27 protein-coding genes and 1 pseudogene are annotated in these 25,772 nt (G+C 72.5%); 17 read left to right on the top strand and 11 right to left on the bottom strand.

The features are described 5' to 3' along the window. Nucleotides 1-104: 104 nt before the first annotated feature. Nucleotides 105-446 (bottom strand): anti-sigma factor antagonist BldG, encoded by a 342-nt coding sequence (gene bldG / locus ACGF0D_RS07660; RefSeq protein WP_316522720.1) that lies wholly within the window; start codon nt 444-446, stop codon nt 105-107. Between the two features lie 222 nt (nt 447-668). Between bldG and ACGF0D_RS07655 the strand changes: the two genes are divergently transcribed. Next, nucleotides 669-3,095 carry a DEAD/DEAH box helicase gene (locus ACGF0D_RS07655; RefSeq protein WP_392914301.1) on the top strand — a complete coding sequence of 809 codons (2,427 nt, stop codon included), beginning with the start codon at nt 669-671 and terminating at the stop codon, nt 3,093-3,095. Here ACGF0D_RS07655 and ACGF0D_RS07650 read toward each other — a convergent pair. From ACGF0D_RS07650 to ACGF0D_RS07620, 7 genes are all read right to left on the bottom strand, one after another. After that, nucleotides 3,090-3,602, bottom strand: coding sequence for an Rv3654c family TadE-like protein (locus ACGF0D_RS07650; protein ID WP_392914300.1), 513 nt, complete (start codon nt 3,600-3,602; stop codon nt 3,090-3,092). The genes ACGF0D_RS07655 and ACGF0D_RS07650 overlap by 6 nt on opposite strands. Then, complete coding sequence (locus ACGF0D_RS07645; protein ID WP_392868193.1) at nt 3,590-3,952, bottom strand: TadE family type IV pilus minor pilin; 363 nt, start codon at nt 3,950-3,952, stop codon at nt 3,590-3,592. Before ACGF0D_RS07645 ends, ACGF0D_RS07650 begins: the two co-directional genes overlap by 13 nt. Nucleotides 3,953-4,178: 226 nt before the next feature. Continuing rightward, nucleotides 4,179-4,451, bottom strand: a complete 273-nt coding sequence (locus tag ACGF0D_RS07640) for a DUF4244 domain-containing protein (protein ID WP_392914299.1) — start codon at nt 4,449-4,451, stop codon at nt 4,179-4,181. Nucleotides 4,452-4,532: 81 nt separating this feature from the next. Then, on the bottom strand, nt 4,533-5,129 hold the full coding sequence (locus tag ACGF0D_RS07635) for a type II secretion system F family protein (RefSeq protein ID WP_392914298.1): 597 nt from the start codon (nt 5,127-5,129) through the stop codon (nt 4,533-4,535). Between the two features lie 176 nt (nt 5,130-5,305). Next, nucleotides 5,306-6,151 carry a type II secretion system F family protein gene (locus tag ACGF0D_RS07630; protein WP_392914297.1) on the bottom strand — a complete coding sequence of 282 codons (846 nt, stop codon included), beginning with the start codon at nt 6,149-6,151 and terminating at the stop codon, nt 5,306-5,308. Nucleotides 6,152-6,369: 218 nt separating this feature from the next. Then, a complete protein-coding gene (locus tag ACGF0D_RS07625; protein WP_392914296.1) occupies nt 6,370-6,513 on the bottom strand; it encodes a hypothetical protein in 144 nt (47 codons plus the stop codon). After that, on the bottom strand, nt 6,510-7,745 hold the full coding sequence (locus ACGF0D_RS07620) for a TadA family conjugal transfer-associated ATPase (protein ID WP_392868772.1): 1,236 nt from the start codon (nt 7,743-7,745) through the stop codon (nt 6,510-6,512). Before ACGF0D_RS07620 ends, ACGF0D_RS07625 begins: the two co-directional genes overlap by 4 nt. 287 nt (nt 7,746-8,032) lie before the next feature. Between ACGF0D_RS07620 and ACGF0D_RS07615 the strand changes: the two genes are divergently transcribed. The 12 genes from ACGF0D_RS07615 to ACGF0D_RS07560 all read left to right on the top strand — a co-directional run bounded on the left by ACGF0D_RS07615 (nt 8,033) and on the right by ACGF0D_RS07560 (nt 16,192). Further along, entirely contained in the window at nt 8,033-9,631 is a 1,599-nt protein-coding gene (locus tag ACGF0D_RS07615) for a recombinase family protein (protein WP_392914295.1), read from the top strand. 359 nt (nt 9,632-9,990) lie between these two features. Further along, the gene (locus ACGF0D_RS07610; protein ID WP_392914294.1) at nt 9,991-10,227 is read left to right on the top strand and encodes a hypothetical protein; all 237 of its coding nucleotides are present in this window, start codon (nt 9,991-9,993) and stop codon (nt 10,225-10,227) included. Nucleotide 10,228: 1 nt separating this feature from the next. Further along, nucleotides 10,229-10,726: a hypothetical protein gene (locus tag ACGF0D_RS07605; RefSeq protein WP_392914293.1), complete on the top strand. Its 498-nt coding sequence runs from the start codon at nt 10,229-10,231 to the stop codon at nt 10,724-10,726. A gap of 422 nt (nt 10,727-11,148) precedes the next feature. Further along, nucleotides 11,149-11,610, top strand: coding sequence for a phage terminase small subunit P27 family (locus ACGF0D_RS07600; protein WP_392914292.1), 462 nt, complete (start codon nt 11,149-11,151; stop codon nt 11,608-11,610). A gap of 165 nt (nt 11,611-11,775) precedes the next feature. After that, complete coding sequence (locus ACGF0D_RS07595; protein WP_392914291.1) at nt 11,776-12,996, top strand: helix-turn-helix domain-containing protein; 1,221 nt, start codon at nt 11,776-11,778, stop codon at nt 12,994-12,996. A 127-nt stretch (nt 12,997-13,123) separates the two neighbouring features. Continuing rightward, entirely contained in the window at nt 13,124-13,414 is a 291-nt protein-coding gene (locus ACGF0D_RS07590; RefSeq protein WP_392914290.1) for a hypothetical protein, read from the top strand. Next, a complete protein-coding gene (locus ACGF0D_RS07585) occupies nt 13,411-13,665 on the top strand; it encodes a hypothetical protein (RefSeq protein ID WP_392914289.1) in 255 nt (84 codons plus the stop codon). Before ACGF0D_RS07590 ends, ACGF0D_RS07585 begins: the two co-directional genes overlap by 4 nt. After that, on the top strand, nt 13,665-13,973 hold the full coding sequence (locus tag ACGF0D_RS07580; RefSeq protein WP_392914288.1) for a hypothetical protein: 309 nt from the start codon (nt 13,665-13,667) through the stop codon (nt 13,971-13,973). The genes ACGF0D_RS07585 and ACGF0D_RS07580 overlap by 1 nt, the downstream gene beginning before the upstream one ends. A gap of 262 nt (nt 13,974-14,235) precedes the next feature. Continuing rightward, nucleotides 14,236-14,583, top strand: coding sequence for a hypothetical protein (locus ACGF0D_RS07575; RefSeq protein ID WP_392914287.1), 348 nt, complete (start codon nt 14,236-14,238; stop codon nt 14,581-14,583). A 149-nt stretch (nt 14,584-14,732) separates the two neighbouring features. Beyond that, nucleotides 14,733-14,990: a hypothetical protein gene (locus tag ACGF0D_RS07570; RefSeq protein WP_392914286.1), complete on the top strand. Its 258-nt coding sequence runs from the start codon at nt 14,733-14,735 to the stop codon at nt 14,988-14,990. A 429-nt stretch (nt 14,991-15,419) separates the two neighbouring features. Next, nucleotides 15,420-15,932, top strand: a complete 513-nt coding sequence (locus ACGF0D_RS07565; protein ID WP_392914285.1) for a glycine-rich domain-containing protein — start codon at nt 15,420-15,422, stop codon at nt 15,930-15,932. A gap of 32 nt (nt 15,933-15,964) precedes the next feature. Then, entirely contained in the window at nt 15,965-16,192 is a 228-nt protein-coding gene (locus tag ACGF0D_RS07560; protein ID WP_392914284.1) for a hypothetical protein, read from the top strand. Here ACGF0D_RS07560 and ACGF0D_RS07555 read toward each other — a convergent pair whose 3' ends face one another. Next, nucleotides 16,193-16,507 carry a GntR family transcriptional regulator gene (locus ACGF0D_RS07555; protein WP_392914283.1) on the bottom strand — a complete coding sequence of 105 codons (315 nt, stop codon included), beginning with the start codon at nt 16,505-16,507 and terminating at the stop codon, nt 16,193-16,195. Between the two features lie 132 nt (nt 16,508-16,639). Between ACGF0D_RS07555 and ACGF0D_RS07550 the strand changes: the two genes are divergently transcribed. Continuing rightward, nucleotides 16,640-17,122, top strand: a complete 483-nt coding sequence (locus ACGF0D_RS07550) for a hypothetical protein (protein WP_392914282.1) — start codon at nt 16,640-16,642, stop codon at nt 17,120-17,122. A gap of 364 nt (nt 17,123-17,486) precedes the next feature. Here the strand turns inward: ACGF0D_RS07550 and ssd are convergent. Further along, nucleotides 17,487-18,578: pseudogene (gene ssd / locus ACGF0D_RS07545) on the bottom strand (septum site-determining protein Ssd); the annotation flags it as partial. Nucleotides 18,579-19,299: 721 nt separating this feature from the next. Here ssd and ACGF0D_RS07540 point away from each other — a divergent pair. Further along, nucleotides 19,300-20,214 (top strand): HAD family hydrolase, encoded by a 915-nt coding sequence (locus tag ACGF0D_RS07540; RefSeq protein ID WP_392868206.1) that lies wholly within the window; start codon nt 19,300-19,302, stop codon nt 20,212-20,214. Nucleotides 20,215-20,658: 444 nt separating this feature from the next. Here the strand turns inward: ACGF0D_RS07540 and ACGF0D_RS07535 are convergent, their stop codons facing one another. Then, nucleotides 20,659-21,549, bottom strand: coding sequence for an oxidoreductase (locus ACGF0D_RS07535; protein ID WP_392914281.1), 891 nt, complete (start codon nt 21,547-21,549; stop codon nt 20,659-20,661). A 214-nt stretch (nt 21,550-21,763) separates the two neighbouring features. On the opposite strand from ACGF0D_RS07535, the gene ACGF0D_RS07530 reads away from it, so the two are divergent. Then, nucleotides 21,764-22,771, top strand: a complete 1,008-nt coding sequence (locus ACGF0D_RS07530; protein ID WP_392914280.1) for an ATP-binding protein — start codon at nt 21,764-21,766, stop codon at nt 22,769-22,771. Between the two features lie 458 nt (nt 22,772-23,229). Further along, nucleotides 23,230-25,662 (top strand): SulP family inorganic anion transporter, encoded by a 2,433-nt coding sequence (locus tag ACGF0D_RS07525; protein ID WP_392914279.1) that lies wholly within the window; start codon nt 23,230-23,232, stop codon nt 25,660-25,662. The last annotated feature ends 110 nt before the right edge of the window (nt 25,663-25,772 follow it).

The following is a 25,772-nucleotide window of genomic DNA, read 5'->3' as shown; positions in this document are numbered from 1 at the left end:
CGGAACCGGCCCAGGGGCGCCCGGGGGACGCCGGGCCACACGGGCCCGGACACCCGGACGCGAGGTAACGAGCTGGGCCGGCCGCACGGACCGGCCCGGCCGCGTCAGTCGGTCGCCTGGACCGCGTCGTCCACCGACGTGTGGATCGGGAAGACCTTGGTCAGGCCGGTGATGCGGAAGATCTTCAGGATGCGCTCCTGGTTGCAGACGAGGCGCAGCGAGCCCTCGTGAGCGCGCACCCGCTTCAGACCGCCCACCAGCACACCGAGGCCGGTCGAGTCGAGGAAGTCAACGCCCTCCATGTCGACGACGAGGTGGTACTTGCCGTCGTTGACGAGCTCGACCAGCTGCTCCCGCAGCTTCGGGGCGGTGTACACATCGATCTCGCCGCCAACCTCGACGACAGTACGATCGCCGACTGAACGGGTCGACAGGGACAGGTCCACGGAACCTCCAGCACCTTGCCTTGCTACGTCATGTGCGATCCTCGGCCGGACGGCCGCCACCGCATGGTCGCGAGCCCGGGCGCGCCCAGCCAACGCGTGGCAAGCCTCAGCGCTGCGACCCACGGCCATACGGCCGTCACGGCCACATTCAACCACCTGCGACCATGCCCGCACGATGGCTTACGACGATTCTCCGTCACGCCGGTGACACACTGGGTCCTCATGCCGCCCCGACACAGCCCGCCCGAGGCACTGCTCACGACCCTGGCCACCAGCCGGGGGCGGTCCGACCGGCTCACCCATACGGAGCACCTTCCCGCTCGGCCCGCACGTTATTCACCGTGGCCCGACTCGATCCGTCCGGAGGTGGTGGCCGCGGCGCGCGCCGTCGGGGTGGAACAGCCGTGGGCGCACCAGGCAGAAGCGATGAACCTGGCCAAAAGCGGCCAGACTGTGGTGATCGCCACAGGCACCGCCTCGGGCAAGTCGCTGGGTTACCTGGCCCCGTTGCTCAGCGACCTGCTGGACGGCACCGAGGCCCGCAACGGCCGCGGCGCCACCGCGCTCTACCTGGCCCCGACCAAGGCGCTCGCCGCCGACCAGCGCCGCCGGGCCGCCGAACTCGCCCCGCCGAGGGTCCGCGCCGCCCTGTACGACGGCGACACCCCGCCCGAGGAGCGCGAGTGGGTCCGCCAGTACGCCTCCTACGTGCTCACCAACCCGGACATGCTGCACCGGGGCATCCTGCCCGGCCACGCCCGCTGGTCCTCCTTCCTCAAGGCGTTGCGCTACGTGGTCGTCGACGAGTGCCACAGCTACCGGGGCGTGTTCGGCTCGCACGTCGCCCAGGTGCTGCGGCGGCTGCGCCGCATCTGCGCCCGTTACGGTTCGTCACCCACCTTCCTGCTGGCCTCCGCCACCACCGCCGACCCGGCCGCGACCGCCCGGCGGCTGACCGGCCTGCCCGCCGTGGCCGTCACCGAGGACGCCTCGCCTCGCGGGCCGATGGTCTTCGGCCTCTGGGAACCGCCGCTGACCGAGAACGTCGGCGAGCACGGCGCGCCCGTGCGCCGCACCGCGACCGCCGAAGCCGCGCACCTGCTGACCGACCTGGTCGAGCGGGAGACCCGCACCGTCGTCTTCGTGCGCTCCCGACGGGCCGCCGAGCTCGTCGCACTCCAGGCCCAGGACCAGCTCGGCCGTCCGCTCGCCGGACGGGTGGCCGCCTACCGCGGCGGCTACCTCGCCGACGAACGCCGGGCCCTGGAGCGCGACTTGCACACCGGCCGACTGCTCGGCCTCGCCTCCACCTCCGCTCTCGAACTCGGCGTCGACATCTCCGGTCTCGACGCCGTCCTGATGGCCGGCTACCCCGGCACCAGGGCCTCGCTCTGGCAGCAGGCGGGCCGGGCGGGCCGGGAGGCCCAGGGCGCGCTCGCCGTCCTGATCGCCCGGGACGACCCGCTGGACACCTACCTGGTGCACCACCCGGAGGCGCTGTTCGCGGCCCCCGTCGAGGCCACCGTGCTCGACCCCGACAACCCGCACGTGCTCGCCCCGCACCTGTGCGCGGCCGCCGCCGAACTCCCGCTCGCCGAGGCCGACCTGGAGCTCTTCGGGCCTTCCACCGAGCCGCTGCTGCCGGTTCTGGAACGGCGCGGCCTGCTGCGCCGGCGCGGCGACGGCTCCTGGTACTGGACCCGCCGCGAGCGCGCGGCCGACGCGGTGGACCTGCGCGGCAGTGGCGGCAGCCCGGTGCAGATCGTCGAGGCCGACACCGGCCGGCTGCTCGGCACGGTGGACGCCGCGGCCGCCCACACCACCGTCCACACCGGGGCCGTCCACCTGCACCAGGGCCGCACATACCTGGTCAGGGAGTTCGACCTGGAGAACTCCGTGGCGCTGGTCGAACCGGCCGACCCTCCGTACACCACGGCCGCCCGCGACATCACCTCCATCTCCGTCCTCGACACCGACACCACCGTGGACTGGGGCGAGGGCCGGCTCTGTTTCGGCTCGGTGGAGGTGGTCAACCAGGTGGTCGGCTACCTCCGCAAGCGGATCTCCACCGGGGAGATCATGGGCGAGACCAAGCTCGACCTGCCGCCCCGCACGCTGCGCACCCGCGCGGTCTGGTGGACCGTCACCGAGGACCAACTGCTCGACGCGGACATCCCGCCCGACCAGCTGCCCGGCGCCGCCCACGCCGCCGAACACGCCTCGATCGGCCTGCTGCCACTGTTCGCCACCTGTGACCGGTGGGACATCGGCGGCGTGTCCGTCCCGCTGCACCCGGACACCGGGCTGCCGACCGTGTTCGTCTACGACGGCCACCCGGGCGGGGCCGGCTTCGCCGAACGCGGCTTCCAGCGGGCCGTCGAGTGGCTGACGGCCACCCGGACGGCGATCGCCTCCTGCGAGTGCGAGCGCGGCTGCCCGTCCTGCGTCCAGTCACCCAAGTGCGGCAACGGGAACGACCCGCTGGACAAGGCCGCCGCCGTCCGGCTCCTGGACATCCTGCTGGCCGGAGCACCCGGCGCCGCCGAGGCACCGGACGACGGACCGCAGCCGGACGGCGGGCGGAAGCCCGCGACGGACGAGCCGGAGGCGCCCTCGGGACCGGACGGTGGAGCGCCGACCGGTTCATGAGGCCGCCGCCGCTGCGCTCGGATCCCCGGCCGGCCCGCCGCCCGGGGCGTCCTCGGGGCCGGTGACCGGAGCCCGTACCGGCCCGGCTCGGGCGCTCGCCCGGGCCGGGCCGATCGGCACTCGGGCCGGGAGCCCGCGGACCTCCGCCTCGGCCACCACCTCGACGGCGTCCGCCGACCGGTCGACCGCGCAGGACACCAGCCCGGCGCCCTGTGCGGCGGCAATCCCGGCGGCCCGGCCGCAGCCGCCGTCCTGGTCCAGCAGCAGCCGGTCCGCGGCGGCGAGGGCCGCGAGGTCGGCCGCCGACTCAGCCCGGTGCCGAGCGGCGACCACCGAGCCGACCGCGAGTGTCCCGGCGAACACCGCCGTGCCCGACATCGCCAGGGCGAGCAGCCAGACCGTCGCCGAGCCGGCGTCCGACCCTCGTCCGCCCAGCGCCGCCGCTCGGGCCGCACGAGTGCGCAGCACCCGCTCCGCCGTCTCCCGCAGCCCGGTCAGGACGGCCATGGGCCACCACCGCCCTCCGTGGCCGCCACCAGGACGTCCTCCCGCGCCGCCACGGCCGCCGCACCGAGCCGGACGGCCAACAACTCGCCGAGTCTGCCCGGCCCCGCGCACGGCGCCTCCACGTCGACCCGGACCGTGTCGGCCGCCACGGCCACCCGGACCTGTGCGCCCGGCGGGGCCGCCGCGCGGGCGAGTTCGGCGGCATTCACCTCCCCGCGCGCGGCCGCCCTGGCGCCGACCCGGGCGGCGTCCACGCAGCGGATCTGTGCGGCCGCCGCGAGCACGCCCCAGATCAGCATCGCCGCGAGCAGGACGAGTGCCGGCAGCGCCACCGCCGTCTCCGCCGTCACGAAGCCCGCGTCGCCGCGCCGCCCCGGGCGCAGCGACCAAGCCCGGCGGGCGCCGCCCTCCCCCGCGCGGCCCCGGCCTGTGTACGGGCCCCCACCACCCGCCCGGAGCGCGGGCGGGGCGGGGTCGGGGTGTCCGCCTCGCATGGCGGGGGCGGGGCCACCCATCGCCCGCCGGGCCAACAGAAGTCGGCGGCCGACACCATCCGCGCCCCAAGGCTTCCCGGCTCTAGGCCGCATGGAGCGCCCGCACCAGCATGTCGGTCAGCGCAGTCGTGATGGCATCGCCGGTCACCACCTTGTACAGCACGGCCGCGAGGGCGCACGCGGCCAGCGTCCCGACGGCGTACTCGGCCGTGGTCATCCCGGCGTCCGAGCGGCCCCGGAGCCGGGCCACCCTGCGCACCCGGCAGGCCGCCCGGCGGCTCCTCCGCCGCCACGTGCCGGCCGACGGGCGGAGCGGACGCCCGGCACCGGGCCCGATCGCGATCACTGCGGTCATGAAACTCTCCTGTCGCTCGATGTCCATCGCTGTCTGTTGCTGCCGGTCGTCGTCTGCTGCTGTCCCGCGCCCGGCCCTTGTTCACATCGCCTGGGCGAAGCGGCTGGTGAGGCCGACGACCACCGGCACCACGCCGATCAGGACGAAGGCCGGGAGGAAGCAGAGCCCCAGCGGCGCGGTGGCAAGCACCGCGGCCCGGCGGACCCGGGCGTGGGCCGCCCGGGCGGCCGCCGTGCGCTGCCCCTGGGCCAGCCCGATCAGTGGGCCGGCGGCGGGGACACCGCCGAGGCTGCTGCGCTCCAGGCAACGGGCCAGCGGCGCCAGCGACGGGTGCTGCTCTCCCAGTCGGTGCCAGCACAGCTCCGGCGGGGCGCCCAGGGCCAGTTCGGCCCCGATCGCCACCAGCCGGGGCCCCAGTGGCGCCCCCACGCTCCGGCCCACCGCCGACACGGCTTCCGAGGGCAGCGCCGCCGAGCCGAGGCAGGCGGCCAACAGCTCCGCACCCAGGGGGAGTTGCCTCGTCAGAAGCTCCTCCTCGCGGACCGCCTTGCGATCGCCCGTCGGCGACGCCCGGGCCGACCACCGGTGGACGCCCACCGCCAGCAGCGCCCCGACGGCCAGCCCGGTGCCGCCACCGAGCAGTGCCGTCGCCGCGAGCCCGACGACGACCGCCGCCACCGCCTGCCGCCGACGCCCAACCCCCAAGACCGTCAGCCCGGTTCGATTCCGAGCCTCCTGCCGCTCGCGGGCCCGGGCGAACACCCCTCGGCGCCTCACCCGGCCGCGCACCCACGCCCGCCCCAGGACAGCCACACCCGCCGGGAGGACGGCCGCCGCCCACTCGATGCCCCGGATCACCCCGCCCCCGCCCCGAGCACTCGTGCGCGCACCCGAGACAGCCCGCAGTGCCGCTCGCCCGCCCGCGGAGCCGGTGCGACACGGTCGGCGAGTCGACGCCGCCCGCCCCACCCCGGGGGCTCCTCCAGCGCCCCTCGGGCCGCAGCCCGGACGATGCGCGCCGTCCAGAGCACACCCAGCCCCTCCAGGACCGCCCCCGCCACGAGGCAGCCCAGCCCGGACGGGGTGTGCAACAGGACCTCCAGCGGACGCGCCCCGAGCGCGGCACCGAGGAACAGTCCGACGCCCGGCAAGGCGGCCAGAACGGCGATCGTCGCGCGCGGCCCGGCCAGTTCCCCGGCGATCTCCTCCGCGAGTGCCCGCTCGCCACGCAACGCCTCCGCGACCCGGTCCAGGGCGGCGGCCAGCCCCGACCCGCTGTCCGCGGCCACCCGCCAGCAGGCCGCGATGGCCGCGGCCCCACGACCGCCCGGCAGTTCGGCCAGCAGGTGCAGCGCGGCGGGCACGTCTCCGCCGTACCGGCCCGTCGCCAATCGGGCCACCGGCTCCTCGCCGAGCCTGCGCAGCGCCTCCGGGGCGGCGGCGAGCCGCTCGGTGACCAGGTGCAGCGCCTGTTCCGGCGTCGCCCCGCCACGCAACTCCCCTGCCAGGCCCGCACAGAGGTCCACCACGGCCGCGGCCCGGTGCCCGGCCTCCGCCGCCAGGCGTCGCCGCAGCCGCCAGCTGCGCAGTGGCAGGACGGCCAGGACTGCCGCGAGCGCCGGCACCGCCGAGGCGGTGGCCTGCCCGGCAGCCAACCCCAGCGGCAGGACCAGGAGTTCGGGCGCCAGGAACTCCGGCAACCGCCCCCGGCCCCGACCCCGAACAATCCGCCTCTGCCCTTGGCCCCGCTCCACGCCCTCCGGGCCCGACCACCGCACCGGAGGCCCATTGCCCGCCAACACCAGCCTGGAGCGTCGCCCACCCGGCAACTGCTCCTGCACCGCCCGCCACGCGGCGGCGGCCACCAGACACAGCACCACCGTCCAGCACAGCGCGATCTGACCTTGCGTCACGTCGATCACCTCCGTTGCCTCCAGTCCTTCTGGCCCCGACCGCCGAGCAGCACCAGGGCGCCCACGGCGCACCCGCCCAGCAGCAGGGCGAAGGCGAGTTCCACCACCCGCACGTCCGCGCCGACCGCCCTCGCCGCCGCCGCGATCACGACCGCCCCGGCCCGAGCGACACCCCGCGCGCCGCCAGCAGTCCGACCAGCCGCGCCCAACCCGCACCGGGACGCATGCCGCCGGCCGCGGGGAAGGCCACGGCGGGTGTGGTCACGGCCGAGCCGTCCCCCGCCCCGGCCAACGTGTGGACCTCCGCCACCCGGCGCCGCCCCGAACCCGGATCGCGGACCAGGTGCACCACCACGTCGAGTGCGGCCCGCAGTTGGCTGTGCAGCGCCGCGCGGTCGAGACCGGCGAGCGCGCCCAGGGCCTCCAGCCGGACCGGCACGTCCGCCGCCGTGTTGGCGTGGACCGTGCCGCAGCCGCCCTCGTGCCCGGTGTTCAGCGCGGCCAGCAGGTCCGACACCTCGGGCCCGCGGACCTCGCCGATCACCAGCCGGTCCGGGCGCATCCGCAGCGCCTGGCGGACGAGGTCGCGCAGGGTGAACTCGCCCAGCCCCTCCTGGTTGGGCGGCCGGCCCTGGAGCCGGACCACGTGCGGATGGGCCGGTCGCAGCTCGGCGGAATCCTCGGCGACCACGATCCGCTCGTCCGGCCCGACCAGGCCGAGCAGGGCTGACAGGAGCGTGGTCTTCCCCGAGCCCGTCCCACCGGACACCAGCAGGGACAGCCGGGCCCGCACGATGCCCGCGAGCAACTCCGCACCCTCCGGTGGAAGCGACCCTCCCGCCACCAACTCGTCGAGCGTGAACGGCCGGGAGCGGCAGACCCGCAGCGAGATGTGCGTGCAGCCGGCCGCGATCGGCGGCAGCACCGCGTGCAGCCTGGTGCCGTCCGGCAGCCGGGCGTCCACCCAGGGGCGGGCGTCGTCCAACCGCCGGCCGGCCGCGGTGGCCAGCCGGTGGGCCAGCCGCCGCACCGCCTCGGCGTCGGCGAAGCGGACACCGGTGGCTCGCTGCAGGCCGCCGCCACGGTCGACCCATACCTCCTCCGGACCGTTCACCAGGACGTCCGTGACGTCGGGCGCCGCCAACAGCCGCTCCAGCGGGCCCGCACCCACCAGTTCGGCGCGCAGCGAGCGCACGGTGTCCAGGACTTCGTCCCCGCCGAGCGGCGGGCGGGTGGCCCGCAGCGCGGCCGCGACCGAGCCCGCCGTCGGGGCGGCCCCCGACTCGGCCAGTCGCAGCCGGACCGCGTCCACCAGGGCCGCCGTCCGCTGCTCGCGGGCCGTCCGGCCGTACGGGCAGGGCCCGTGCCCGGGCTCCGGCATCACGCCGGGCAGCGGCACGCTCCGCAGCGGCCGGTGCTCCCGCGCACCGCCGTCCTGGCCGGGCGGGCCACCCCGGAGGACCGTTCCACGCAGACGGACCATCAGTAGACACCTCCCCCGACCGCAGTAGGACCAACACCCGGGGTTCTACTCGGCAGCGGACCGTTTCCGCAGGTCGCAAGGGGTCCACCATGACAACCGCAGCGCTCGCCCGCCCCACTCGGCAACCTCTGCTCCCCCAAAAGGGCATGAGCCAGCCAAGGAACCTCCCGCCTTTCACAGGAGGTATGAATCTCACCCCGGGAACCGTCTGCCCCTGCCATGGACGCCCGCAGGTAGACCTGTTGCTGCGTAAGTCCAAGGTGGTCCGCGAGGGCGAAAGGGCCCTCAGCATTCGGGATCAGGAGAGCCGGGGTCGGGCGTGGGCCGCCGAGAACGGCTACTGCGTCCGCAAGGTGTGGCGCGAGAACTTGAGTGCCTGGTCGGACGTGAAGCGCCCCAAGTACGACGCAGCCATGTCCGCGGTGCTCGACGGCGAGGTGCCCGCCCTCTGGTGCTACGCGCTCGACCGCTTCAGCCGCAAGGGTGCGGAAGCCGTGGTGCCCATCCTCGGTAAGGCTCGCGTGATCTTCGATTACGAGCGGCTGGACAGCTCGGACGAGCGGGACCGCCGTTGGATCATCGACCGGGCCGAGAACGCCCGCGAGTACTCGCAGCGCCTGAGCTACAACGTGCGCTCGACCAAAGCTCAGCAGCGCAACGAGGGGCGTTGGCTCGCCAAGGCTCCGTTCGGTCTAGTGGTCGATCCCGCAACCCGTCGGCTCCGGCCGGACACCGCGCCGTACATGTGCCTGGTCGAGGGGCGCCGGGAAGTCACCCCATGGGAGGTGATCAGGCGGGTAATTACCGAGGTTGCAAACGGGGTGTCGGGGCGGGCTCTGGCAATGAAGATGAACAAGGAAGGCTTGCGGACCGTAACCGGCGCCCAATGGCGCATTACGCAGATCCGTACGATAGTGCGGCACCCCGTATACGAGGGATGGCTGACCGTGTCCAAGCGCCCGTCCATGGATCAAGTTCTATTCTTGAATGCCGAGGGAAACAAGGTGCGCTGTGTGGACCGCTCCGTCTATCCCGAGATGATTCCCGCGGTGTTGGCCGAGAAGGCTCGCCGGATTCTGTCCGGCAACCAGATCATCCCCGAAGCTCCGCGCCCGGGACGGGCAGCTAAACCCCTTACGGGCCGGGTTATTTGCTCCGGATGCATGAGGCTGATGGCATCCGAAGGACGCTCCTACATCTGTGCGACTAAAAAGTACGGAGCGATTTGCCCTGCTCCGGCCAGCGCGATGGCTGGGCCGCTGGAGAAGTACGTCGTAGGAGAGTGGTCGGATCAGCTCCACCACGCGGACGACGAAGACGAAATCATGATCGCCGTTGCCGAGCGGTGGCAGGCGCTCAACCGCCCCGACGACAACCAGGCATTGCAGGATGCCCGCGCGGAACTCAAGCAGGCACAGGCCGCCTTGGACAAGTTCCACCAGGACGACCGGGAAGGGTTCTACACGGGCCGTTCCGCTCGGTACCGCATCCCCACGAAGAACGCGGCGGAAGCGCGCGTGGACGCTGCCGAGGCCCGCGTCCAAGAGCTGTCCGAGGATGGGCCCGTGGACGTGACGTTCCTGTTCGAGGGGGAAGCAGCGAAGCACTGGGAGAACGCGGCGCCGGAACTCCGCCGGGACCTGCTCGGCCTGGCCATAGACACCGTGGTCGTCTGCAAGGCGCCCGGCGGGCGGGGCACCCGGTTCAAGGGCGCCGAGCGCGTGACGTTCCAGTGGGCCAAGCCTGCCGAGCCTGACGCAGAAGACTTCAAGCAAGCCGCGTAACAGCCCCGTACGGCCCCGCACAGCCCCGGTTGGTCCCCGTGACCGGCCGGGGCGTTTTACTGCCCGCAGACGGGCGCCTGTGCCCTCGGGCTCGCCGGCTCCGGTCCGGCCGACAGCGGGCCGGGATGGTGGCGGGGTGGTGGTTCTTCTCATTTTTTAGAAACACATAGAAAAAATAAGAGAAAACAAGAAAGGGACCACTCTCGCCACCCCACCACCAGAGCAGAAGCACCCGCCTCCCCTGCTGGGAGAGCGGCCGGAAACCCTTGCTCCCTACAGAAGCCGAGAGAGCGGGCGAGGGCCACCCCTACTTATACGGGGAAGCTCCGCCGTGAATCAGATGAGTTGGAGAGAACACCATGGGAAACACCCTGCACCAGGTTCCGTATCTGGACGGGCCCCGGGACAAGGACCGGGACCGCGCTGCCGCGTGGCGGCGAGACGAGCACATGGAGCGCCTGGCCGCGCTGCGGGACTCGAACCCCGAGATGTTCGACCGGATGGGCACCACCGCCCGCATCAGCCTCGGCTACTACGAGAACGACAAGCAGGCGGCGGCCCGCCACGGACGCGATACCAGCAAGGGCGGTAACTGATATGAACAATGAGATCGAGAAGGCCTCTGAGCGGGTCGCCAAGCTGCGCGCACAGCGCGACAGGGTCTCTGCCCCGCTGGCCGACGCGGAGGCCGCTCTAGAGGCCGCAGAGCAGGCCGAGCGGGCCCGCCGCGATGAGCGCGGCGCCGAGTACGACCGGGCGTTCCTCAAGACATGGATGGAGCAGGCGGCCGAGCGGACCGACCGGGGCAGCGAGCTGCATGACGATTTCCTTGAACTGCTGTCCGCTGAACCGTGGTTTCAGGCGTACGCTGCCGGTCGTGCCGAGCGATTCAAGCGGGAGAAGATTCTGACGGCCGCGCAGAATGCACAGGCCCGTCTAGGGGAGGAACGGACTGTTCCGGAACAGCGCTGGCACGACCTGCCCATCATCGACGACATGGCCAGGGCCGTTGATGCGGCTGCCGGGCAAATCGCTTCCGCCTTTGCCGAACAGCTCGATGCCAAGCGTCAGGCATACATCGAAGCTACTGACTGACCATGGCCGTTGACGCGCTCGACCCCGGCCCAGACGGGACCTATCCTCATTTCCCCCGGGACGCACAGGGTAGGCCCGTGTGGTCGGACGCCCCAACTGGGCTGCCAGTAGCCGACGGTGAGGCCCCGATGCCGCGGGGCGTCCAGCGGATGCGTGACCCAAGATCCGGTCGCGTGCTGGTTGTGGATGTGACTCCGAGGCGGCCGGACGGCGAACCGATCAACCCGCCAGTCATGCCGCCGAGGACGCAGGGAATGGCGTAGCACGACCAGGCCCCGACTCCCCTTCCTGCCCGACTTTGATCGGCAGGGAGCGCGTTTTTTCGCGCCGGAGCTGTGGCCGTTCTTGGCTGCCCGGCGAACCCGTCGCAGCGATGAAAGGAGGGGTCTTTGGCTGACCGATATCGACCGAGGCCGGCGGCCATGCGGGCCCGGGAGGGAAACCCGTCCAAGGCGGAAATCAAAGAGGGCGTGATTGTCCCGCGCGCGGTTCTCGCCGAACCCGATTGGCGGGACGTTTTCAAGGACTCGCCGACCGTCGCGCTCCAAGCGGCGAACGTCCGGTGCCGGGAAGTCGCGTCCGCCGAGTGGCGGCGCGTCGTGCCGATTCTCGAAGTGGCTGCCGGGCTGGGCGAAGTGGACCACTCGACCGTCAAGGATCTGTGTGTCTGCGTGGCCCGCATCGACCAGGCCGAGCGGGACCTGTCCGAACGCGGGCTCATGGTCACTGCCGAGCGGGGCACCGTGAAGAACGGGGCCGCCACCATCGCCGCACAGTACCGCTCCCAACTAGCACGCTACATCAGGGAGTTGGGACTGTCGCCGAGTGCCCGCGTGGCCATCGCGCCGCCGGAGTCAGCAGACGACTCCGATATCTGGGACTGACCGGTTCCACCTTCCGCGAACGCCCCCGTCCCTTCCTCCCTCATCGGGTGGCTGGGGCGGGGGCCTTCTTGCGTTCCCGCTTGCTGCCCTGCCGTCACTCGCCCCTTCCCGCGTGCTCGGTTCGAGCCGGTGTTAGCCCGGCAGCGCTGGTCCTACTCTTACCCCATGGCTATGGCTGTCGATCCGGCGCTGTCTGTTGGTCAGCGCATCAAGCTTTTCAGGGAGCGCGCGGGCAAGTCCCGTGCCGTGCTGGCCGGGCTGGTAGGCCGCTCAGAGGGCTGGTTGAAGGCAGTTGAGAACGGCCGCCTCCTGCCGCCGAGGCTGCCCATGCTCGTCAAGATCGCAGAACACTTGGGCATCGAAGACCTGTCGGCTCTGACGGGGGACGTGTCGATGCCCCGAGCGTTGTTCTCCGGGGCGGAGCATCCGGCGCTGTCGGTGGTCCGGCGGGCCGTTGACTCGGCGCCGCTGGGCCTGGCGGATGGCCCGGTCCCGAGCGTCAATCACGTTGCGGCTCAGGTGGCTGCGGCTTGGCAAGCTCGGGACTCCCGGGGCGACCACCGTACGGCGCTTGGGGACCTGCTCCCGGCGCTGGTATCGGCTGCCTCGGCCGCCGCATCGCACCCTGACTGCCCGGATCGTCGGCGCGCTGAGGTGCTGTATGCCTCGGCTCTGAATCTTGTCCAGATGTTCGCCGCCTACCAGGGGGATGGAAACCTGGTCTGGCGCGTGGCTGAGCGCTCCTTGGCGACCGCCCGAGCGTCCGGTGATGCCGTCGCCGTTGCGCAGGCTTGTTGGTTCCTGGTGGAGGCGTTCCGGAAGTCTGGGCAATGGGACAGCGCCCAGACGCTCACAGAGGAGGCTCTGCGGCTGCTGGGACCGGCCCGGGGTGATTCTCCGTCACTTGCTGCGGCATGGGCAGATATGGCGTTCCACGCGGCCATTACGCACGCTCGCGCGGGAGAGTCGGGCGAGGCTTGGGGCTGGTTCGATCGAGCCGAGGAGGTCGCCAGGACCCTGCCGGCTGACTTCTGGCACTCGCCAACCTCCGCATCTGCACGGGTAGTCCCGGTGCACGCTGTGACAGTCGCTGTCGAGCTGCGACAGGTCGGTACCGCCTTGCGGTGGGCTGACCGGCTGGCACCGGCAGAACTTCCTGCACGGCCGAGGCGGGCACGGCACCTGATCGAGGTCGCACGGGCATACGCCCTGCGGGGCGAACCGGATTGGGTGGCGTCGCTGCTCACCGACGCAGTGGAGGCAGCGCCCGACACTGCCCGGTGGAACCACGAAACCCATGACTTGGTACGGGGCCTGCTGGACGGCCCGCCATCTGTTCGACCCGCCGCCCGTGACCTTGCAACCGCTACCGGGCTTGCCGCCTGACTGATAGTTAGAGGCACAAACTGTGCCTCTCGGCCGCCTTGAGTGCCCGTACCGTCCATGGGACGTGACGGGCATTCAGCGTTTTGGAGGCCGAATGGGCAGCTTGCCGACCGGGGAACTCCCCTCGGTGCTGACACACACGGACCGCCAGGAGACGAACCGGATCGTTACGCGGTTCGGGGGCTGGAAGTTGCGCCCGGACGACCCTCGGGCCGCTCCGGCGCGCTACGTCCTGTCCTGCGTGTCCGAGGACGAGGACGGCACCATGTGCGGCGAGGCGTCCCGGCCGAGTGCGGACGTGGGGGCCGTGGCGGAGTGGGCGCGCACTCACACGTGGCTCAACCAGGACCACCGGTCGTACAGCCTGGACGCTGCCTCGGTCCCGATGGTGCTGGTGCCCGAGGACGAACCGGCGTGAGCCGCAAGGCCCCTGCTGCCTGCGCCCTGGCGGTCGTCGTCGCTCTCAGCCCGGCCGCCCTGGTGGTCGCCGTCGGCGGACTCGACCCGAACGACCACGGGGGCATATGGCTGTTCCTCGGCCTGGCGGTCGCCATGCTCGGGGTCGTCTACGGCGGTGACTGGGAAGCGTGCGTGCGACGGTGGCGAGCCGGTCGACGCTCCCGGCTGCGAATCAAGGTCCGCCACGTCCGGTCCGGGGACCCGCCGTGATGCTCACGGCCGAGGCGGGTTCCGCTCTGGTTGGCATCGGCGCGGCAGCGCTGCCCGATCCTCCTGTCGAGGGTGACGGCAACGAGTGGGGCACCGGCGACTGCTGGCTGTACTGCGAACGCGAGTCCGTTCCGGTGCTCTGGCTCGGGGTCGTCACCGCCGCCGGCGGGGTCCGGGCCGGGTTGGCCGCCTGCGCGGAGTGCATCGCCGTGCTTCACGGCAAGGCGGTGGCCGAGATGCTCGGCCGGGACCGCTCGCCGATCCCCCAGCCCCGCCGGGCCCGCCACGCCCGTCCCCGGTCTGCCTGATCTCCCGGAGCACTCACCTACCCCCGCGGTGCTCCGGGCTTACCCGCCGGTCCCCCGGCGGAAGGGTGCGCGAGGGGCGCGCGCACCGGTCGCCTCGGTCCGGCTCCCCGGTTAGGGCCGAGGCGACCCCAAGACCCCCGGCGGGTACCTGAGTTGCCGCCGGAGGATGCACAACCCCGCCCCCCGGTGACGTGACGAATGTGGACGGCGCGGACGACCGGGGGCGGGGCCCGCACGACGACAAACCCTCGGGAGGGGCCGCATGGTGAAAAAGGTGCTGCGGGGAATCTGGCTGGCCGAGCACAAGGCTCGCAAGCGCAGGGCACAGGCGGGCGAGCCCCCGATGACGGGTGACGCGCTGATCCACGGTCCGTCGCCGGGCTCCGTGGCGCTCGACACCCGAGCCGGCGGGCGGCTGGGGATCGTACGCGCCGTGGACGCGGGGGTGGTCTACCTGCGCGAAGTTGGATCGGCCCACAAGGTGTGGGACTGCCCCGTCCCCGCCGTGAAGAAGCCGGAGCCCGCGGACGCCGAGCTTGCGCAACTGCTCGACCAGGGCGTCATCCTCGAACCCGAGGACGCGGACGCCGACGCCGAGGAACCCGCTTAACCCAAGACTCCCGGCAACCCTGCCGGGTTGCGTTCCGGATGCTCCTGTCCGGGCGCACGCCGGTCCCCCGCCGGATGTTTCTGACAATTCGTACGGTCGGGGGCCGGTTTCAACGACTCCCGCTCTATCAACCCGCAACGAGGAACACGATGGTCCTGCTGCCCATCCTGAGTGTGCCGAAGCCGCGCCAGGATGACCGCCCCGAAGTGACGCCGGAGAAGCTGGACGAACTCGCCCGCCGCTATCTCGCGAACGAATCGGTGTACCGGCTCGCCCGCGAGATCAACCGCACGGACGAGTGGCTGCGGCTGCGGTTCCGACGGCGGAACATCCCCATCCGGGGCTACGCGGAAGCCCGGCGGATTCGGAAGGATCGGGAAAGGGCAGCGAAGCGAGTCGCCGCATGAACGCGCAGTGCCCCGAGGGTCCCGGACACAAGGTCGTCCGGTACGACGGACCCGGCGCGATGCAGAGCGGCCCGCAGGGGCCCGTGTGGGAGTGCACGACGTGCGGGCGGTGGGGCGGGGTCATGTCCGACGACTGGGCCGCCATGTTCCCCGGCGAGCCGGTTCTGTTCCCGCTCGGATGGAAGCGCACCGATCAGCCGGCGCCGCTGCGCAACACCCGCCCCTAGTTGGGGCAGTTGAACTCCCGTCCTGGTGGGCGGTTGGGGAATCAACGCCTGCCAGGGCGGGGCACCACTGCACATGCACCCCGAGAACCCCCGTCCCGGCTGCTGCTCTTTGCCAGGAACGCAGCCGGGACGGGTCAGCACCGCCAGCGAGACCCGCCGTCCCACTCGGGGCAGCGGCCACTCAACGGAACCAGGGAGCATCATGCACGACGCACGCGCCCTACTCACCCCCGAAGCATTCGGGGGCGTCACCGCAACGGTGATCGACAACAACCCCGGGATGGCGGCCGACACGGCCGAGCGCATCGTTACCGAAGCGCTGAAGTTCGTTGCCACCGCACGCCGGTTCCCCGCGGTGCGGATCACCCCGTCCAACGTGGTGGACGAGGGGTGGCACGCGCTCATCCTGCACACCCGCCCCTACGCCGAACTGTGCGGCAAGTTGGGCGGGTTCGTCCATCACTACCCCGAGCGTCCCGACCCGGAGCGCCACGACGAAGCGGCCCTGGTCCGGACCGTCGCCCTCATCGAGGAGGCCGGATACACCCCCGACCACGAACTGTGGACGGGACCGACCCGCGCCCTGGTGGCCGTAGCCGCGAACTGCTCCCACACCCCCGTGCCCGGCGGGTGCGGACCGATCAACCCCGGCGGATGCGCCTCCCACTGCAACGGCGGTGGCGGAGGCGGGGGCGGTGGAGGCGAAGCCCACTAGCCTGGGCGCACCAACACGGAAGGGCAAGGCGCGTGGATGAGAACGAAGCCCAGCAAGTGGCCAACGCCCTTAGGGAGCTAGGAATTCGGGGAATCGTCTCCCCCGAAGACCTCGACAATCCGAACGGGCGTTGGAGGGTGTACGACAGCGCCGACCCCAACACCCGGCGGGACATCACCGACGAAGCTCTCACGGTCGTGGAGGGGCGGTCCCGGCAGTCCGGTCCGGCGCGAGGATTCGTCGTCCCGAAGTCCCGCTAGTCAGCCCTCGAAACGGCCCCGTCCGGGTTCGCCTGGGCGGGGCTCCGCCATGTCCGAAGCCGGGCGGTTCTCCGGCGGGACCACAGCCGACCCCTTGCCCCAACGGGTGGTGATCAGCCCCCACTCCTCCCGCAGCACTTCGAGCGCCCGCCGAACAGTCATGATCGCGACGCCGAATCGCTTACTCAATGCTGACTCTGACGGAAAGGGCTCCCCGGAGTCGTACCGGCCCGCGCGGATCTCAGCCGCCAGTTCAGCGGCAACGAGCCGGTATGGCGGGATGCGCGGTGGACGCTTCGAAGGGCTATCGGACATGGGAGAAGGGTACGGAGCCCCGGCGTGGGCTTCCACTTATAGGAGTGCATGGGTAGACGACTTAGATGAGTGGAGATATCGTCGTGCCACAACAACAAAGATCCCCGGCGACCGCGCCAACGGTCCCGGGGCATGACCGAAGCCCGTGGAGGCTCCGACATGACTCAGCTTATCGTTCTCGCGTTCCTCTGGGCGCTTCGCCTGCTATTGCCGGCTCGCGGAACACACCGCCGCGCCCTGGTGATCTGCGGCCCGGTCGAACCGTTCCGGCTCACGGTGCCGAAGCGGGTCATCTGCGCCCCGGCCCGACCCATTTCGGTGCTCGACCTGCGCGAGACCGTACATAGCAACCCGGGCCCCCTGGTCCGCCCCCACGTGATCGCGTGGGAACGCATGACCCCCGCGCAACAGGAAGTGATCCGGCAGCACAACGCGGAAGAGACACAGCGGAAGTGGGCCGCCATCATCGCGGCAGAGCTGGCACGGGACGCGGACGACCACCGGCGACGCCGAGCCGCACTGTTCGCCGCCGCGCTCGATCTCCCGGACCCCGAACACTGGCTCGACAGCATCACGACCGGTGTCCCTCACACCCTCGGTGGGGCGGTGGCGTGATGAACGCGGCGACCACCATGAAGCCGACGTGCGGAGCCCCCCGCCCCGGACAGACCGACGGCGCCCCGTGCAACCGCGACCCGTTCCACAGGGACGACCACGCGAACACCCTCGGGGAGATATGGCCCCGCCTCGCTCCGGTGCGCTGCGCCCGGTGCAAGGGCCCGGCCCCCACCCCGGTCCCGATCGGCCACCAAGAGGCCCCTAGCGGCCCCGGGCACACCGTGTGGGCGTGCTCGCTGAGCTGCCCCGAGTAAGACCCCCACACCGCCCTGCCCGGAACCTCTCCGGGCGGGGCATTTTTGCTGATGGGAGGGGGTGTCCTTTCGAGATGTAGGGGTGTACCGTCCACCGCCGGCACCGGCGGCAGCACCTCGTTCAGGAAGCTCGCGCAGAAGCGCGCGAGCGGGCCGCTCTCCCGGATTCCGGGCGGGACGCCCTTCACGACGTCCTGGGCCAGGCCCGGTTCCGGCTCCAGCTCCCCCGCCAGCGGCAACCGCAGCCCTCGGACGATCTGCCGGGCCGGCAGCCCGCCGGCCCGCACCGGCCGCACCACGGCCCGGACGTCCCCGAGCCGCATCCGGGCCGCCGCGGCGACGCGGTCGGCAGCGGCCACCGCGCGCAACTCGGCCGACACCACCAGGAGCGCCAGGTCGGACTGCTCCAGCGCCTGCCCCGCGGCCGCGTCGAGGTGTCGGGGCACGTCGACCACCACCAGCCCGCCGCGCCGCCTGGAGGCGGCCAGCACGCTGCGCATGGCCTCCGGCGGCACCGTCAGGGTGTCGCCGCGGTCCCAGGAGAGGCAGGACAGCGCGGAGAGCCGCTTGAGCACCGGCAGCGCCCGGGCCAGCTCGGCCCCGCTGACCCGCCCGCGGGAGCCCGCCAGATCGGGCCAGCGCAGCCCGCTGACCCGCTCGCCGCCGAGCAGGATGTCGAGGCCCCCGCCCAGCGGATCGCCGTCCAGCAGCATCGTCCGCCGGCCCGCCCGCGCGGCCGTGACCGCCAGCGCGCACGCCAGGGTCGAGGCCCCGGCCCCGCCCGAGCCGCCGAGCACCGCGACGGTGACCGCCGGGCAGCCGACGCCTTCGGCAGCGTCGGCGATCCGATCGAGCAGCCAGGCCTCGGCGTCGGGCAGGAACAGCACGTGTTCGGCCCCGAGTTGGACGGCTCTGACCCACACCCCGGGGTCGTCCAGGTCCAGCCCGAGCAGCAGCACCCCGCCGCGCCGCCCCAGCGCGGAGCAGCGGACGGCCTGGTCGTCCCCGACCAGGACCAGCGAGGCCCCTTCCCAGAGGGCCCGCGTCGGCGGGGCGCCCCGGACCAGCCTCGGCTCGGTGCCCGCCGCCGCGCAGACCCGCAGCAGGTGCTCGGCCAGGCCCTCGTCCTCGGTGACGATGAGCGGCCCGGCGACCGCGGGGCCCTCGGCGGTGATGTGGTCGGCGATCGGCGTCGACATGGATGCTCCCCTCCGCGCCGCCTGCCACCAGGCCGGCGACGCACGTCGGACGATTCCGGCGGGCGGCCGCCCGACAGGCCTCTGGGGGAGGAAGGGGTGAGGCCCTGCCCGGCGACCGCCGCCGGTCATCACGGTGGGGGGAGATCCGGATTCCGTCATCCGGCATTCGATTGCCTGTGGATAACTCGTGGGCTGTGGATGAAAACGTTCACTCGGGCGGGGGGCTAATCGGCGAAGAATTGACGAAAAGGGGTCACCGAGATGAACCGGCGGCCGTCGCACCCCGTTCGACCGATCTCTCCGACCCCCGCCCGCCGCCTCCCGGACACCGCCTCCGGGCGGGCTCGCGACACCGATCGGAACCAGCCGTTCGATCCCCGACGGACATGAGCGAATGGCAACGCAGAGTGACGGAAGTCGATCGGCAGGCCGAGGTGTCGACACCCCCTGTAGGCCGCCGAGGCCACGACGGCGGATCCGCCGCGAGAGGCGTTCAGGCCCTGAAAATGGCCCCGGACGTGCGACGACCCCCGCCGGGGGGGAGAGCGGGGGTCGTCTATCCACAGCCCGGCTCGGGGGGGAGGAGCCGGACCGGGTTAGCACGGTCGCGAACGATCCGTGACTTCCATGGTGTACCCGAGCGGCCAGAAACACAAACCCGCACGCCCGCGAGTACGCCGAATGGCGGGGTGTTTTGCGGCTCCCTCTATCCTCGGTTCCCGTGGACACCACCGAGAACGCCGACGACCACGCCGACGAGTCCCAGGGCGACACCACCGGCCCCGAAGAGCTCCGCCCGCAAGAGCTCCGCCCGCCCGTTCGCCCGAGGCCCGGCGGGCCGCGCACGGCGGCCTTCTTCGACCTCGACAAGACCATCATCGCCAAGTCGAGCGCGCTGGCCTTCAGCCGCCCCTTCTACCAGGGCGGTCTGATCAACCGTCGGGCCGTACTGCGCAGCGCGTACGCCCAGTTCGTCTTCCTGGTCGGCGGCGCCGACCACGACCAGATGGAGAAGATGCGCGAGTACCTCTCCGCACTCACCCGGGGCTGGAACGTCCAGCAGGTCCGCGAGATCGTCGCCGAGACCCTGCACAACCTGATCGACCCGATCATCTACGACGAGGCGGCCTCGCTGATCGAGCAGCACCACGCGGCCGGCCGGGACGTGGTGATCGTCAGCAGCTCCGGCTCCGAGGTGGTCGAGCCGATCGGCCGGCTGCTCGGCGCGGACCACGTGATCGCCACCCGGTTGAAGGTCGAGGACGGCTGCTACACCGGCGAGATCGAGTACTACGCCTACGCCGAGAACAAGGCCGCGGCCATCCGGGAGTTGGCCGCGACCGAGGGCTACGACCTGGCCGCCTCGTACGCGTACAGCGACTCCTCCACCGACCTGCCGCTGCTGGAGGCGGTCGGCCACCCGTCGGCGGTCAACCCCGACCGCGCGCTGCGGAAGGAGGCGCAGGCCCGGGAGTGGCCGGTGCTGGTCTTCGACAAGCCGGTGGAACTGCGGCGGCGGCTACCCGAGTTCTCCGCTCCGAGCGGCTCGGTGCTGACCGCCGTGGCGGTCGGGACGGCCGCGGTGACCGCCGGGGTGATCTGGTACCTGGCCCACCGGCGGCGCCCGCTCGCCTGAGGCTCCGAGGCCCACACCTCCGGAATCCTTGGCCAAAACGGGCAATCGGGACAGACTTCTCGTTTCGGGTTCCCCTTTCGCCCGAAACGCGATACAAATGAAGCACGGCCCGCGAGACCCGGTCAGGACCTAAGAGGTCAAACCGACAACGCAGTTCAGGCCCCACGGACCGCACGTACAGATATCCGGGCACCCACATGCAGCCGACCCGCTGTCGGGCCGCCGGACCAGACGAACGGGCAGGATCCCCGTCTGATCGGCACTTCCGGTGCATGCATGGTCACCCGGTATCTGCACCAGCGGCGGCACCCGGCAGGATCAGGTGCCGCCGCATCTTCGTCTCCGCGCGCCTCCGCGGTCCCCGCACGCCCCCACGGTTCCCGCGCGCTTCCCGACGTCCGCACGCCCCTCGCGGGGCGTGCGCGCCGCTCCACGTCCGGCCGCTCAGACCATCCCGCGCTGCATCGCCTCGCAGACCGCCGTGCTCTCCCGCACGCCGAGCCGCAGCGCCCGGCCGCAGTGGGCGATCCAGGCCGCCATCCCGTCCGGGGTGCCCGCCAGGTAGCCGGCCAGGGCCCGGCGGTAGGCGGCGGTGCCGAGCTCCGCCAGGCCGACCTCGGCCGGGCAGATCGACTTCGGGTCGAGCCCCTCGGCGATCAGCACGATCCGCTGGGCGGCCCGCGCGATCACCCCGTTGTGGGTGCCGAACGGCCGCAGCGCGAGCAGTTCGCCGTGCACCACCGAGGCCACGACGAGGGCCGGCGTGCCCACGCCCTGGCCCTCCGCGCGCGCCACCAGCAGCCGGGAGAGCTGGTCGAGCCGGGCCGCGACCTCCTCCGCACCGGGCGCCGGCGGCAGCGCGGGCAACGGCCCGTCCGCGGCGTCGACCTCGACGCTCTCCACCGGCTCCAGTCCCAGCGGGAACAGCTCCTCGGCGCCCTCCCCGGCCCGCCGCGGACGACCGGCGGCCGGATCGCCGTCACCGACCGCGAGCAGGTGCAGCCGGGCCAGCACCTGGAGCGGCGAGTGCCGCCAGATGCTGAGCAGCTGGCCGGCCTCGGCGGCGATCCGCAGGGCCGCGCCGACCGTCCGGGCTTCGGGGTCCGCGCCGAAGTCGCTGCGGCGGCGGACCTCCTCCAGCGGCCAGTCGGCCCCGGCCAGGGCCGCCGACGCGCGGGCTCCGCGCAGCGCGGACTCGGAGGTGACCTCGGCCGCGCGGCGGCGCATCACCCGGTGGCCGTAGAGCCGGTCGACGGCCTTGCGCACCTCGGCGACCGCGTCGGGCACCCCGGGGAGCTGGGCCAGCGGGGCGAGGGGATCAGTTCCAGTGCTCACCTACCCGAGAGTAATGAACGGGCCACCCCTCCCGGAACAGCAACCCCGCATCACCCGTTAGAGGCAATCCTCACTTCCCGCCCCCGGCGAAACCCAAACCCCGGCTAGCATGACCACTATCGGAGACGATAACGATTTCCAACTGGGGAACGCGTCGCGCGCCCTGGGCAGGCGGCCCACCCCGAGGGCCCTGAGCGAGAGCCGGAGTCCCCAGATGAAGATCGCCTTCGTCGGCAAGGGCGGCAGCGGGAAGACCACGCTGTCCGCACTGTTCATCCGCCACCTGGCGGCCATGGGCCGACCGGTCATCGCCGTGGACGCCGACATCAACCAGCACCTGGGCCCGGCCCTCGGCCTGACGGACGACCAGGCCGCAGAACTGCCCTCGCTGGGCAGCCGCCTGCCGGAGATCAAGGAGTACCTGCGCGGCAGCAACCCGCTGATCCGCTCCTCCGACGAGATGATCAAAACCACGCCGCCCGGCCGCGGTTCGCGACTGCTGCGGATCGTCGAGGAGAATCCGGTCTACGCCTCCTGCGCCCGCCCGATCGCGCTGGACGAGGGCTCGGTCCGGCTGCTGGCCACCGGCGCGTTCACCGAGGAGGACCTCGGGGTGGCCTGCTACCACTCCAAGGTCGGCGCGGTTGAGCTGCTGCTCAACCACCTGCTGGACGGCCCGGGCGAGTACCTGGTGACCGACATGACGGCGGGCTCGGACTCCTTCGCCTCGGGCCTGTTCACCCGCTTCGACCTGACCTTCCTGGTGGCCGAGCCGACTCGCAAGGGCGTCTCCGTCTACCGCCAGTACAGGGACTACGCCCGCGACTTCGGCGTGCGACTGAAGGTCATCGGCAACAAGGTGCAGGGCCCGGACGACCTGGCCTTCCTGCGCCGCGAGGTCGGCGACGACCTGCTCACCACCTTCGGGCAGTCGGACTGGGTGCGCCGCCTGGAGCAGGGCATCGAACCGCCGCTGAAGTCCCTGGAGCCGGCCAACCGGACGGTGCTGGAGGAGCTGCGAATCGAGGCCGACGCGGCGTACGGACGGCGGGACGCCCACCGCTACACCGAGCAGGCGGTGCTCTTCCACCGCCGCAACGCGGAGAGTTGGGCCAACTCCAAGGTCGGCATCGACCTCGCGACCCAGGTGGACGAGGACTTCGTCCTGGGCGGGCTCGCGGACGACGGCGAGCGCACGGCCCCGGCGGGCGCCCACGTCTGACCGGCACCGCCGCAGCCGAACGGGCCGCGGCCTCCCCACCCCGGGGAGGCCGCGGCCCGTCCCTTGTGCCCGGGCGCGTCCACACGCCGCCACGCTCCCGAGGCCGGCCGACCCACCGCCACCAGCAGATTCCCGACCGTTCGGCCACCACCCATTGGAGTGAACCAGGGGGTTTTCCACTTCCCTCCCGGAACCACGCTGTGCAAAGCTTTCATTACCCTCGGTTTACCGAGTCTTGATGGTTCGTCCGGCGGCCCCGGTGAGACGTCCCGCACCTCGCCCGGAGTCCTGGCGGGCCTGATGGTCAACGCCGGCCGGTGGCGCCCGCACTCCCCCGCCGCGCCCACGCCATCCCGCCACACCGTCGCGCCCACGACAGCCGATCCGCCCCGGAGCCCCACCCCCGGACTCACCGCCGGACCTGACTGCGTTCGCTCCCCCGGACAGACGGGAAGACAATGACCCTCGACATCTCCAGTGCCCCCATCGCCTCCGACACCACCGACCACGCACCGCCGGGCCCCGGCCCCCGGATCCGCTGGGCCCAGGACCTCTCCGCCTCCCTCGTGGTCTTCCTCATCGCCGTGCCGTTCTCCCTCGGCATCGCGCTCGCCACCGGCGCCCCGCTCACCGCCGGGCTGGCCGCCGCGGCCGTGGGCGGGATCGTCGCCGGGCTGTTCGGCGGCACACCGCTCCAGGTCAGCGGTCCCTCCGCGGCGCTGACGGTGATCACCGCCGGGCTGATCGCCCAGTACGGCTGGCAGGCCACCTGCGCCGTCACCGTCGCCGTCGGCCTGCTCCAACTCCTACTCGGCGCACGCCGGGTGGCCCGGACGGCGCTCGCCGTCTCGCCCGCGATCGTGCACGGCATGCTGGCCGGCGTCGGGATCACCATCGCCGTCGCGCAGCTGCACGTCGTCCTCGGCGGCTCGCCGCAGAGCTCCACGATCGCCAACCTCCTGGCCCTTCCCGGGCAGTTGGCCGGCCCGCACCCGCCGGCGCTGCTGGCCGGCGCGGTGACGGTGGCCGTCCTGCTCGGCTGGCCCCGGCTCGGCCGACTGCCGGGCCGCGCGGGCGAGTTCGGTGCCCGGCTGGCCAAGGTGCCCGGTCCGCTGGCCGGGGTCGCGCTGGCCACCGCGCTCGTGTTCACCCTGGACCTGCGGCTCGCCCGGATCGAACTGCCCGCCTGGCGGCCGCAGGCGTTCCTGCCCGCGCTGCCGCACGGCCCGGTGCTCGGGCTGCTCGCCGCCGTCCTCACCGTCACCGCGGTCGCCAGCGTGGAGTCGCTGCTGTCCGCCGTCGCGATCGACCGGATGTCCCGCCGCACCGGCGACCTCGACCGCGAACTGCGCGGCCAGGGCCTCGCGAACCTGGCGAGCGGCCTGGTCGGCGGACTGCCGGTCGCCGGCGGCGCGGTACGCGGCACCGCCAACGTACGGGCCGGCGGCCAGACCAGGTGGGCCTCGGTACTGCACGGCGTCTGGGTGCTGGCCGCCGCACTGGCGCTGACCGGCGGGCTGCGCCGGATCCCGCTGGCCGCGCTCGCCGCGCTGGTGCTGGCGGTCGGGCTGCAGATGGTGAACTTCGCGCACATCCGCAAGGTGCACCGGCACCGCGAGTTCCCCGTCTACCTGATCACCGTGCTCGGCGTGGTGATCGCCGGCGTGCTGTGGGGCGTCGCGATCGGCTCCGGCACCGCCATACTGCTCGCCCTCTACCGGCTGACCCGCGCCCACGTGGACGTGGAGACCGGCCCCGGCGGCACGGTCACCGTCCACACCCACGGCCCGCTCACCTTCACCACCGTGCCCAGGCTCAGCCGGGCGCTGGCCGGCATCCCGGCCGGAGCCGAGGTCACCGTGGTCCACGACGGCTCCTTCCTGGACCACGCCGCGTACGAGACGCTGCACACCTGGCGGGCCGGGCACCAGAACACGGGCGGCCGGGTCTCACTGGTGACGCGCCGCCAGGACGACGAGGTGCTCGACCCGGACGGCACCGTGCGCGCGGGCAGTTCACCGGGCCCGCACCGCTGCCGGGCCTGGACGCCCTGGGTCGGCCACCACTGCATCGAGCAGCAGGAGGACCCGCACGGCCGACTGCTGGACGGCGTCCGGGTGTTCCAGCTGCACACCGCCCCGCTGATCCGGCCGGAACTCGCCCGGCTGGCGCGCGAGGGGCAGACGCCCTCCCAGCTCTTCCTGACCTGCGCGGACTCCCGGATGGTCACCAGCATGATCACCAACAGCGGTCCGGGCGACCTGTTCACCGTGCGCAACGTGGGCAACCTGGTGCCGGCCCCGCACGAACCCGGCGCGGCGGACGACTCGGTGGCCGCCGCGGTGCAGTACGCGGTCGAGGTACTGGAGGTGCGGTCGATCACGGTCTGCGGCCACTCCGGCTGCGGTGCGATGCAGGCCCTGTTGGACGGCGTGCACGAGCGCCCCGGGCCGCCCACCCCGCTGGCCCGCTGGCTGCGCAACGGCCGCGGCTCGCTGGACCGGCTCCGACGCGTCCCGGCGGAGTTCGCCTCCCGGCCCGTGGTGGACGTCGTGGAGCAGCTCTGCATCACCAACGTGGTCCAGCAGTTGGACCAGTTGATGGCGAACCCGGCGGTCGAGCGCCGGGTCGAGGAGGGCACCCTGCGGCTGGTCGGGATGTACTTCGACTTCGCGACGGCCCAGGCCTACGTCCTGGACCGGGCCGCCGGGACGTTCAGCCCGGTCGAGGCCCACCCCGGGAAGCACCCGAACACCATCGAACGCCATGCCGAGGCCCCGATCGGAACCGACCCCGGCGTCCGACCGAACGCGGCATCGGCCGAACGGGTGAATGAGGACGATCGGGTTCCGGTCGAGGGCAGTGAGGAGGACCCCCGGCTGGCTGCCTGAGAGCCGGGCCCGTGTCCCCGCCGGGCGGGCCGGGGCACGGGCCCACCCGCCCCCGCGCGGTCGTCCGGTCCTCCCCGGCGGACCGCACCGGCGGCCGGTCGACCGCCGAT

It is taken from the genome of Kitasatospora sp. NPDC048298, assembly GCF_043201465.1.
GTDB lineage: Bacteria > Actinomycetota > Actinomycetes > Streptomycetales > Streptomycetaceae > Kitasatospora.
Note: the sequence above shows the minus strand (reverse complement) of the source record. Positions and strands in the feature narration are given on the sequence as shown.